Raw genomic sequence first — 11,139 nt, 5'->3', positions numbered from 1 at the left:
ACTGACAAAGGCGAACCGGAAGTTCAACCAACATTACCCGAAGCTGTTGTGACTGATAAAGGAAAACCAGAAGTTCAACCGGCATTACCCGAAGCTGTTGTGACTGAAAAAGGTGAGCCAGAAGTTCATGAAAAACCAGCATACACTGAACCGGTAGGCACAGTTCCAGACGAAGCACCCAAGTCCGAGAAGTCAGAATACACGGAATCTGTAGGTACAACAGGAGTAGATGAAACAGGAAACTTAATTGATCCGCCGGTTATTGAAATCTCAGAGTATACCGATCCACTAGCTACAGTTCCTGACGTTGCTCCAGAGAGAGAAGAGCTTCCTGCTTTACATACTGATATTCGTACAGAGACTATTCCTAAAACTATCACAGAAGAATCTGATTCTAGCAAATTTATAGGTGATGATTCTATTAAACAAGTTGGTGAGGATGGCGAACGTCAAATTGTTACTAGCTATGAAGAGTTACATGGCAAAAAAATCAGTGACCCAGTTGAAACAGTAACTATTTTGAAAGAAATGAAGCCTGAAATTCTTGTAAAAGGTACCAAAGAAAAGCTCAAAGAAAAAACGGCTCCTGTTTTGACTCTGACCACTGTATCTAAGGATGTTTTAGCTAAGTCTGCTACAATTAACTACAATCTAGAAAATCAAGACAATGCTACAATTACACGCATTGTAGCGACTATCAAAGAAGGTGGAAAAATTGTAAAAACGCTTGATTTAAAAACCGATAACTTATCTCAAGTATTAGAGAACTTAGACTATTACAAAGATTATACGATTTCAACCACTATGACTTATGATGTAGGTAAGGGTGCAGAAGTATCGACTTTGGAAGATAAACCTTTACGCTTAGATTTAAAGAAAGTTGAGTTGAAAGATATTGCAAACACAAGTCTAATACAAGTAGATAAGAGCGGTATCGAAAGCGATAGTAGTTATTTAACTTCTCTTCCAAGTGATTTTAACAACTATTACTTAAAAGTAACCTCCAGAGAAAACAAAGTGACTCGTTTAGCAATTGATAAGATTGAAGAGGTCATTGAGGAAGGTAAGCAGCTTTACAAGATAACGGCAAAAGCACCTGACTTAGTTCAACGTGATAAAGACGGTAAGTTAAGAGATACTTACACTTATTATCTTGAAAAACCGAGGGCTACCGAGGATAAGGTTTATTACAACTTCCATGATTTAGCAAAAGACATGCAAGCAAATCCTACCGGTGAGTTTAAACTTGGTGCAGATTTGAATGCAGTTAACGTTAAGCCAGCAGGTAAAGCTTATGTTATGGCTAAGTTTAGAGGTACTTTATCAAGTGTAGAGAATCATCAGTACACGATTCATAACTTAGAAAGACCTTTGTTTAATGAGGCTGAAGGTGCTACACTCAAAAACTTTAACTTAGGTAATGTAAATATCAATATGCCTTGGGCTGATAAAGTTGCACCTATTGGTAATATGTTTAAGAAGTCTACACTTGAGAATATCAAAGTAGTAGGTTCAGTAACAGGAAATAACGATGTAACCGGTGCTGTTAATAAGTTAGATGAAGCTAATATGCGCAATGTAGCTTTTATTGGCAAGATTAACAGTCTTGGAGATAAAGGCTGGTGGTCTGGTGGACTTGTCAGCGAAAGTTGGATAAGTAACGTTGATAAAGCTTACGTTGATGCTAAGATTAGTGCCAATAAATCTAAATATGGTGGTTTAATTGGTAAACTAGATCATGGTATTGACTCGATGACAGTAGGTAAAAAAGGATTTCTCCGAAATGCTGTAATAAAAGGTACTATGAATTTGATTCAGCATGGCGAAAGTGGAGCTGTAATTCATAACAACTTTAACTGGGGGGTTATTGAAGACGTCGTAACAATGCTTAAAGTAAATAATGGTGAAATTGTCTATGGTTCATCAGCCTTGAATGATAATGACCAATATTTTGGATTAGATAATATCAAACGTGTAAATTATGTAAATGGTGTTGCAAGTGGTTTATCTTCCTACAAGCATTCAAATCGTATTACTGGTATCTCTCAAGCCGAAGCAGACGCCAAAATCGCTAATATGGGGATTACTGCGAATACCTTCGCTATTCAAGATCCAGTTGTAAACAAGTTAAATCGTATTGTTGATAGAGATTCTGAATATAAAGCGATTCAGGACTACCAAGAAACAAGAAACCTAGCTTATCGAAACTTGGAAAAACTGCAACCATTTTATAACAAAGAGTGGATTATAAACCAAGGGAATAAGTTAACAGATGATTCCAATCTTGTTAAGAAAACTGTTCTGTCTGTAACAGGTATGAAAGCAGGGCAATTTGTCACTGATTTATCAAGTGTGGATAAAATCATGATTCACTATGCCGATGGAACCAAAGAAGAATTTGGGGTATCTGCGGTTTCGGACTCTAAGGTAAAACAAGTCAAAGAATATAATGTAGATGGTTTAGGTGTAGTTTACACTCCTAATATGGTTTATAAGAACAGAGATTCCTTGATTACGAAAGTTAAAGAGAAGTTGAGTTCTGTTGCTTTAGACTCTGCTGAGGTTAAAGCTATTACAAATAACCCTTCATCTCTATACCTAGAAGAAAGCTTCGCTGAGGTTAGAGAGACGTTAGATAAGTTAGTGAAGTCCTTGTTAGAAAATGAAGACCATCAACTGAACAGTGATGAAGTGGCTGAGAAGGCGCTTCTCAAGAAAGTTGAAGATAATAAAGCTAAGATTATATTAGCCTTGACTTATCTAAATCGTTATTATGGTATCGACTATGATGGCTTGAACTTTAAGCATTTGATGATGTTTAAACCAGACTTTTATGGTAAAACACCAAGTATTTTAGATTTCTTGATTCGTATAGGTTCAGCAGAAAAGAATTTAAAAGGAGATAGAAGTTTAGAAGCTTATCGTGAAGTTATTGGTGGTACTATTGGAAAAGGTGAATTAAATGGCTTGTTAGGCTATAACATGCGTTTATTCACTAAGTACACCGACTTAAATGACTGGTTTATTCATGCTGCAAAGAACGTTTATGTTTCTGAGCCTGAGACGACTACAGAGGATTTCAAAGACAAGCGCCATCGTATCTATGACGGTTTGAACAATGACGTGCATAGTCGCATGATTTTACCGTTACTCAACTTGAAGAAAGCACATATTTTTGTCATTTCTACTTACAACACGTTGGCATTCAGTTCTTTTGAAAAATATGGGAAGAATACGGAAGAAGAACGAAATGCTTTCAAAGAGGAGATAAACAAAGTAGCGAAAGCTCAACAAAGATATTTAGACTTTTGGTCTCGTTTAGCTTTACCAAAAGTTCGTAATCAGCTCTTGAAGAGTCAAAACTCCGTACCAACGCCTGTTTGGGATAATCAAAATTATAGCGGTATTAAGAATGCTAGTCGCCGTGGTTATGGTTCAGATGGCAAGGTTGCAACTCCTATTCGTGAGCTATTTGGCCCAACTGATCGTTGGCATCAAGTTAACGGAGCGATGGGAGCGATGGCAAAAATTTATGAACGTCCATGGAAAGATGATCAGGTTTACTTCATGGTAACTGACATGATTAGTCAGTTTGGTATTTCAGCCTTTACACATGAAACAACTCACATAAACGACCGTATGGCTTACTATGGTGGAGATTGGCATCGTGAAGGTACTGACTTAGAAGCCTTTGCTCAAGGTATGTTACAAACCCCTGATAAATCTACTCCGAATAGTGAGTATAAAGCTCTGGGTATCAACATGGCTTATGAGCGTAAAAATGATGGTGAGCAGTACTACAATTATGATCCAGCTAAGTTAGACAGTCGAGACAAGATTGATAGTTATATGAAAAACTACAATGAGTCTATGATGATGTTAGATTACTTAGAAGCTACTGCCGTTATTAAGCAGAAGTTATCTGATAACTCTAAGTGGTTCAAGAAGATGGATAAAGAGTGGCGTACAAATGCGGATAGAAATCGTTTAATTGGAGAACCACACCAGTGGGACAAATTACGTGATTTGACGGAAGAAGAGAAGAAATTACCAATTGATAGCATTGACAAGTTGGTAGATAATAACTTTGTAACTCTTCATGGTATGCCAAATAACGGTCGCTTCCGTACGGAAGGTTTTGATAGTGCTTATCAAACGGTCAATATGATGGCAGGTATCTTTGGCGGGAATACGAGTCGAAGCACCGTAGGTTCTATTTCCTTTAAACACAATACTTTCCGTATGTGGGGTTACTATGGTTATGAGAATGGCTTTATCCCTTATGTTTCTAACAAGTTAAAAGGTGATGCCAACAGAGAAAATAAAGGGCTTTTAGGTGATGATTTCATTATCAAGAAAGTTTCTAATAATCAATTCCAAAACCTCGAAGAGTGGAAGAAACATTGGTATCATGAAGTGTATGCGAAAGCACAGAAAGGCTTTGTTGAGATTGAAGTAGACGGTTCTAAGATTTCAACTTACGCTCAACTTCAAAACTTATTTAACACTGCTGTTGAGAAAGACTTGAAAGAAGGTGGTTTCAAGCATACCGAAGGCCTCAAGTGGAAAGTTTATAAGAAATTATTACAAAACACAGATGGTTTCTTAAATCCATTGTTTAAAATATAAAAGGGACAAGTTTTTTGCTCCCTCTGAAAAGTGGCTCTTTTCTACCATTTGTCAAGTATATCAAGGGCCTTAAGTAAAAAAAGAGATAAGACAGTAGCTATTCTGAGGTTACTGTCTTATTTTTACCACTTATTGATCCATAAAAGGGCACGCTAAAAAACACCTCATCTGGTATTTTTTGTCAACTGTAGTGGGTTGAAGAAAAGCTAATCTCGAGAAAGGACAAATTTCGTCCTTTCTTTTTTGATGTTCAGAGCGATAAAAATGCGTTTTTTGAAGTTTTCAAAGTTCTGAAAACCAAAGGCATTGCGTTTAATAAGTTTGATTAGATTATTAGTGGCTTCCAGTTTGGCGTTAGAATAGGGTAGTTGAAGAGCGTTGACAATTTTCTCTTTGTCCTTTAGAAATGTTTTCAAGACAGTCTGAAAAAGAGGATGAACCAGCTTTAGATTGTCCTCAATGAGTCCAAAGAATTTCTTCGGCTCCTTATTCTGAAAGTGGAAAAGCAAGAGTTGATAGAGATGATAGTGGTGTTTCAAGTCTTCGGAATAGCTCAAAAGCTTGTTTAGGATTTCCTTATTGGTTAAATGCATACGAAAAGTAGGGCGATAAAAATGTTTATCACTCAGTTTACGACTATCCTGATTGATTCATAATTTGTACACGCACACGACTCATAGCACGGCTTAGATGTTGTACAATGTGAAAGCGATCCAGAACGATTTTAGCGTTTGGGAGTGAAACAGTCTCGTAGACTGTTTCAGCCTGAGCCTAGAAATTCGAAAGCGAAGTTGTCTAGTCAAGTCATAATAAGGGCTAAACATATCCATAGTAATGATTTTGACGCGACTTCGGACAGAACTCTCATATTTAAGAAAATGATTTCGGATGATAGATTGTGTTCTACCTTCCAGAACTGTGATGATATTGAGATTGTCAAAATCTTGAGGGTAATTTCTCAAAGTAACTTCCACTTTCCTGACCAAAGTGGAAATTAGTCTAAAACGGATTTTTATGGTGGAATTAAGTGTGAGACGTTTGTTAATTATTTTATAGGATTGGCTATTAGTAAGAAATATGGTATAATATAGGGTGAGACCTTCTTAATAAATAGTGAAAGAGCATAAAATGAAAAAAATTGTCATTAACGGCGGGAGACCATTGAAAGGTGAGATTACGATTAGTGGCGCTAAAAATAGTGTCGTTGCCTTAATTCCTGCCATTATTTTATCAGATGATGTTGTGATTTTGGATTGTGTTCCAGACATCTCTGATGTAGCTAGTCTTATTGAGATTATGGAAATCATGGGAGCTAGTGTCAAGCGTTATGACGATGTTCTTGAGATTGATCCTCGTGGTGTTCAAAATAAACCAATACCTTATGGTAAAATTAATAGCTTGCGTGCGTCTTATTATTTCTATGGTAGTCTTTTAGGTCGTTTTGGTGAAGCAACTGTAGGTTTGCCTGGAGGGTGTGACCTAGGACCGCGTCCGATTGATTTGCATTTAAAAGCATTTGAAGCTATGGGAGCTAAGACAACCTACGAGGGAGATAATATGAATCTCTCAACCCAAGGATCAAGTCTACATGGTGCACATGTCTATATGGATACTGTTAGTGTTGGTGCAACAATCAATACGATGCTAGCAGCAGTAAAAGCTAAAGGTCGAACAGTTATTGAAAATGCTGCTCGCGAACCTGAAATTATTGATGTGGCTACATTATTAAACAATATGGGAGCTCATATTCGTGGCACAGGTACGGATATGATTACTATTGATGGTGTAGATAGCCTTCATGGAACACGTCACCAAGTCATCCCTGACCGTATCGAAGCAGGTACATATATTTCATTGGCTGCTGCAGTAGGTCATGGGATTCGAATTAATAATGTACTTTATGAGCATTTAGAAGGATTTATTGCTAAACTTGAAGAAATGGGTGTTCACATGACTGTTTCTGAAGACAGTATTTTCGTCGAAGAGCAAACAAATCTAAAGGCTGTTAATATCAAGACAGCTCCTTATCCAGGTTTCGCAACAGATCTTCAACAGCCTATTACTCCTTTGCTTTTAAAAGCAGAAGGTCGTGGCACATTGATTGATACAATCTATGAAAAACGTGTCAACCATGTTTTTGAATTAGCCAAAATGAATGCAGATATTTCAACAACAAACGACCACATACTTTATAAGGGTGGAAATCCTTTGCAGGGTGCAAAAGTTAAGGCGACAGACCTACGTGCTGGAGCTGCCTTGGTTATTGCTGGCTTGATGGCTGAAGGAAAAACAGAGATTACCAATGTAGAATTCATCCTTCGAGGCTACTCGAATATTATCGAAAAATTGCGTAATCTTGGAGCAGATATTGAGCTAATCGAAGATTAGCACTTTGAGGATTGCAATGAATATCTGGACTAAATTAGCAAAATTTTCTTTCTATGAGACGGAACGTTTATATTTCCGTCCCTTCTTTTTTACAGATGTAGATGATTTTCATCAACTTGCATCAGATCCTGAAAATCTTCAATTTATCTTTCCTGCACAAGCAAGTATTGAAGAAAGTCAGTATGCTCTTGCCAATTATTTTATGAAATCACCTTTGGGGATCTGGGCTATTTGTGATAAAAAAGAGCAAAGAATGATTGGAGCTATCAAGTTTGAAAAACTTGATGAAATTAAGAAAGAAGCTGAAATTGGCTATTTTTTAAAGAAAGACTATTGGTCTCAGGGTTATATGACTGAAGCAGTTACCAAATTACGAGATTTATCTATGAACGAGTTTGCCTTGAAGCAACTTTCGATTGTGACACATCTAGAAAATGTTGCTAGTCAGAAAGTAGCAGAGAAATCAGATTTTGTTCTTTATCGTCGTTTTAAAGGTAGCGATCGTTATACCCGAAAGATGCGGGATTATCTAGAATTCCGTTATACAAAAGGAAATCTAAATGAGTAAACACCAAGAAATATTAGCCTACTTGGAAGAATTACCAGTTGGGAAGCGTGTCAGTGTTCGTAGTATTTCAAATCGGCTGGGAGTAAGTGATGGTACGGCATATCGGGCTATCAAAGAAGCTGAAAATAGGGGACTTGTTGAAACACGTCCTCGAAGTGGAACAGTACGTGTAAAGTCAAAAAAAGTAGCTATTGAGAAATTAACGTTCGCAGAAATTGCAGAAGTTACAGGCTCGGAAGTTTTAGCTGGTCAAGCTGGATTGGATAGAGAATTTAGTAAATTCTCCATTGGAGCGATGACTGAAAAGAATATTCTTTCATATCTTCATGATGGCGGCTTACTTATCGTAGGAGATCGAACACGTATTCAGTTATTAGCACTAGAAAATGAAAATGCTGTCTTGGTAACAGGTGGATTTGAAGTTCATGAAGATGTTTTGAACCATGCTAATAAAAAAAATATTCCAGTATTGCGCAGTAAACATGATACATTTACAATTGCAACTATGATCAACAGAGCTTTGTCTAATGTTCAGATTAAGACAGATATTTTAACGGTTGAAAAAATCTATCGTACCAGTCATGAATATGGATTTCTACAGGAAACGGATACTGTCAAAGATTATCTAGACTTGGTTCGTAAGAATAGAACGAGCCGTTTTCCTGTCATCAATCAGCATCAGGTCGTTGTTGGTGTAGTTACTATGCGTGATGCTGGGGATAAATCACCTGGTACAACGATAGATAAGGTCATGACAAGGACAGTCTACATGACTGGTTTATCGACGAATATCGCTAACGTTAGCCAGAGAATGATTGCTGAAGACTTTGAAATGGTACCTGTTGTGAGAAGTAATCAAACTTTACTTGGTGTTATTACTAGACGGGATGTCATGGAAAAGATGAGCCGCTCTCAAGTTTCAGCTTTGCCAACATTTTCAGAACAGGTTGGTCAGAAGTTATCTTACCACCATGATGAAGTTGTCATTACGGTTGAACCATTTATGTTGGAAAAAAATGGAGTCCTTGCAAATGGAGTTCTTTCAGAAATTTTGACCCATATGACGCAGGATCTGGTCGTGAATAGCGGACGTAACCTCATCATTGAACAGATGTTGATTTACTTTTTACAGGCTGTTCAGATCGATGATATCTTGCGAATTCAGGCTAGAATTATTCATCATACGAGAAGGTCAGCCATTATTGACTATGACATTTATATCAATCATCAAATCGTATCAAAAGCAAATGTTACTGTAAAAATTAATTAAAACTAGGAGAAAACATGATTACATTAAAATCAGCTAGAGAAATCGAAGCAATGGATAAGGCTGGCGATTTTCTTGCCAGTATTCACATCGGTTTGCGAGACATCATCAAACCAGGTGTAGATATGTGGGAAGTAGAAGAATATGTGCGTCGTCGTTGTAAAGAAGAAAATTTCCTCCCTCTTCAAATTGGTGTTGATGGGGCAATGATGGATTATCCATACGCAACTTGTTGTTCGCTTAATGACGAAGTAGCCCATGCTTTTCCACGCCACTATATTTTGAAGGAAGGCGATTTGCTGAAAGTTGATATGGTTCTTGGTGGGCCAATCGCTAAGTCTGACCTCAATGTTTCTAAACTTAATTTTAACAACGTTGAGCAGATGAAAAAATACACTCAAAACTTTACGGGCGGATTGGCAGATTCTTGTTGGGCTTACGCTGTTGGAAAACCGTCAGAAGAAGTTAAAAACTTGATGGATGTTACCAAAGAAGCTATGTATAAGGGAATTGAGCAGGCTGTTGTAGGAAATCGTATTGGAGATATTGGAGCTGCTATTCAGGAATATGCTGAAAGTCGTGGGTACGGAGTTGTTCGTGATCTTGTAGGACACGGTGTTGGTCCAACTATGCATGAAGAACCAATGGTGCCTAACTATGGTATCGCAGGTCGTGGTCTCCGCCTTCGTGAAGGCATGGTCTTAACCATTGAACCTATGATCAATACAGGTGATTGGGAAATCGATACAGATATGAAAACAGGCTGGGCACATAAAACAATCGATGGTGGACTATCATGTCAGTACGAGCATCAGTTTGTTATTACTAAAGATGGACCTGTAATCTTGACAAGTCAAGGTGAAGAGGGAACTTATTAATCAAAAAAGGAGCTGAGCTCCTTTTTTTGATTCTTTCAAGTTGAAAATAAATTTGCGTAGCAGATATCTTACAAACGTTTTCTTTTATAGTAAAATAAAAGATGACTATATGAAAGAAGGTTTTTAATTGGAAAGTATTTTATTTTTTATTTCTGTCTTTATTGCTGGGGTCTTGTCATTCTTTTCTCCCTGTATCTTTCCCTTGTTACCAGTCTACGCAGGTGTTCTGCTAGATGATCAAGAGAAGTCAAAGACATTTCGTTTTTTGGGTAAAGATGTTGACTGGTCAGGATTGATTCGTACCCTCTGTTTCATTGCGGGTATCTCTCTCATTTTCTTTATTCTTGGATTTGGAGCAGGATTCCTTGGGAATTTACTTTATGCTGTCTGGTTCCGTTATGTCATGGGAATCATGATTATCATACTGGGATTGCATCAGATGGAAATTCTTCATCTACAAAAATTAGAGGTACAAAAAACAGTAACATTTAAGCAAAAACAGTCTAGTAAATATCTCTCGGCTTTTTTACTGGGTATCAGCTTCAGCTTTGGCTGGACTCCATGTATAGGCCCAGTTTTAAGTTCTGTTTTAGCACTGGCTGCCTCAGGAGGAAATGGAGCTCTTCAGGGGGCCTTATTAACCCTCATTTACACTCTCGGAATGGCACTTCCATTTTTAGTTCTGGCCTTGGCATCAGGTCTTGTCATGCCTTATTTTAGTAGAATCAAATTCCACATACTTTTATTGAAGAAAATTGGTGGTTTATTGATCGTTCTCATGGGAATTTTATTAATGTTGGGACAGTTAAATGTCTTATCTGGAATATTAGGATAAAAGGAGTAATCTATGAAAAAAATTATCTATTTTGGACTTAGTTTCTTGTCTCTCTTTCTTCTGATTGCTTGTGGCAAGGAAGAGAAAAAATCAAGTCCACAAAATCAATCAAGTCAGACACAACAAGCGTATGTGAAGCAAGTAGCTATTGGAGCAGAAGCACCTGATTTCACCCTCCAATCGATGGATGGAAAAGAAGTGAAATTATCTGATTTTAAAGGTAAAAAAGTTTATCTTAAATTTTGGGCATCTTGGTGCGGACCATGTAAGAAGAGTATGCCAGAATTGATGGAACTTGCTGCTAAGGAAGATCGTGGTTTCGAAATTTTATCTGTCATTGCGCCAGGGCTTCAAGGTGAAAAAACGGTAGACCAATTTCCAAAGTGGTTTGAGGAACAAGGTTATAAAGACATCCCTGTTTTATATGATACAAAAGGAGCTGTTTTTCAAGCCTATCAAATTCGAAGTATCCCTACAGAGTATCTAATTGATTCACAAGGTAAAATTGCTAAGATGCAATTAGGTGCAATTAGTAACGCAGATGCAGAAGCAGCTTTTGCTCAAATGAAATAAA

Annotated in this window: 7 protein-coding genes and 1 pseudogene; 7 read left to right on the top strand and 1 reads right to left on the bottom strand. The window is 37.4% G+C overall.

Translation table 11 applies throughout. The features are described 5' to 3' along the window. The coding region (locus HMPREF2728_RS02570; RefSeq protein ID WP_148130245.1) for a ZmpA/ZmpB/ZmpC family metallo-endopeptidase at nt 1-4,629 on the top strand (4,629 nt) is incomplete at its 5' end. A 206-nt stretch (nt 4,630-4,835) separates the two neighbouring features. Here HMPREF2728_RS02570 and HMPREF2728_RS10785 read toward each other — a convergent pair. Then, nucleotides 4,836-5,576: pseudogene (locus HMPREF2728_RS10785) on the bottom strand (transposase); the annotation flags it as partial. A 181-nt stretch (nt 5,577-5,757) separates the two neighbouring features. Here HMPREF2728_RS10785 and HMPREF2728_RS02560 point away from each other — a divergent pair. From HMPREF2728_RS02560 to sdbB, 6 genes are all read left to right on the top strand, one after another. After that, complete coding sequence (locus HMPREF2728_RS02560) at nt 5,758-7,017, top strand: UDP-N-acetylglucosamine 1-carboxyvinyltransferase (protein ID WP_060955822.1); 1,260 nt, start codon at nt 5,758-5,760, stop codon at nt 7,015-7,017. Between the two features lie 16 nt (nt 7,018-7,033). Further along, nucleotides 7,034-7,585, top strand: coding sequence for a GNAT family N-acetyltransferase (locus HMPREF2728_RS02555; RefSeq protein ID WP_049525843.1), 552 nt, complete (start codon nt 7,034-7,036; stop codon nt 7,583-7,585). Further along, a complete protein-coding gene (gene spxR, locus HMPREF2728_RS02550; protein ID WP_060955821.1) occupies nt 7,578-8,855 on the top strand; it encodes a CBS-HotDog domain-containing transcription factor SpxR in 1,278 nt (425 codons plus the stop codon). The genes HMPREF2728_RS02555 and spxR overlap by 8 nt, the downstream gene beginning before the upstream one ends. 14 nt (nt 8,856-8,869) lie before the next feature. Continuing rightward, the gene (locus HMPREF2728_RS02545; protein WP_045763436.1) at nt 8,870-9,730 is read left to right on the top strand and encodes a methionyl aminopeptidase; all 861 of its coding nucleotides are present in this window, start codon (nt 8,870-8,872) and stop codon (nt 9,728-9,730) included. Nucleotides 9,731-9,857: 127 nt separating this feature from the next. Then, nucleotides 9,858-10,565 (top strand): thiol-disulfide oxidoreductase-associated membrane protein CcdA2, encoded by a 708-nt coding sequence (gene ccdA2 / locus HMPREF2728_RS02540; protein ID WP_060955820.1) that lies wholly within the window; start codon nt 9,858-9,860, stop codon nt 10,563-10,565. Nucleotides 10,566-10,577: 12 nt separating this feature from the next. Continuing rightward, nucleotides 10,578-11,138, top strand: coding sequence for a thiol-disulfide oxidoreductase-associated lipoprotein SdbB (sdbB, locus tag HMPREF2728_RS02535; RefSeq protein ID WP_060955819.1), 561 nt, complete (start codon nt 10,578-10,580; stop codon nt 11,136-11,138). Nucleotide 11,139: the final 1 nt, after the last annotated feature.

The sequence above is a fragment of the Streptococcus sp. HMSC061D10 genome, assembly GCF_001808865.1.
In the GTDB taxonomy this organism is placed as follows: Bacteria; Bacillota; Bacilli; order Lactobacillales; family Streptococcaceae; genus Streptococcus.
The sequence above is the reverse complement of the archived record's forward strand: the minus strand, read 5'-3'. Positions and strand labels throughout refer to the sequence as shown.

Coding starts and splice junctions, on each gene's coding strand:
- HMPREF2728_RS02560 (WP_060955822.1), top strand. CDS start 5,758: ATGAAAAAAATTGTCATTAACGGCGGGAGACCATTGAAAGGTGAGATT.
- HMPREF2728_RS02555 (WP_049525843.1), top strand. CDS start 7,034: ATGAATATCTGGACTAAATTAGCAAAATTTTCTTTCTATGAGACGGAA.
- HMPREF2728_RS02545 (WP_045763436.1), top strand. CDS start 8,870: ATGATTACATTAAAATCAGCTAGAGAAATCGAAGCAATGGATAAGGCT.
- spxR (WP_060955821.1), top strand. CDS start 7,578: ATGAGTAAACACCAAGAAATATTAGCCTACTTGGAAGAATTACCAGTT.
- sdbB (WP_060955819.1), top strand. CDS start 10,578: ATGAAAAAAATTATCTATTTTGGACTTAGTTTCTTGTCTCTCTTTCTT.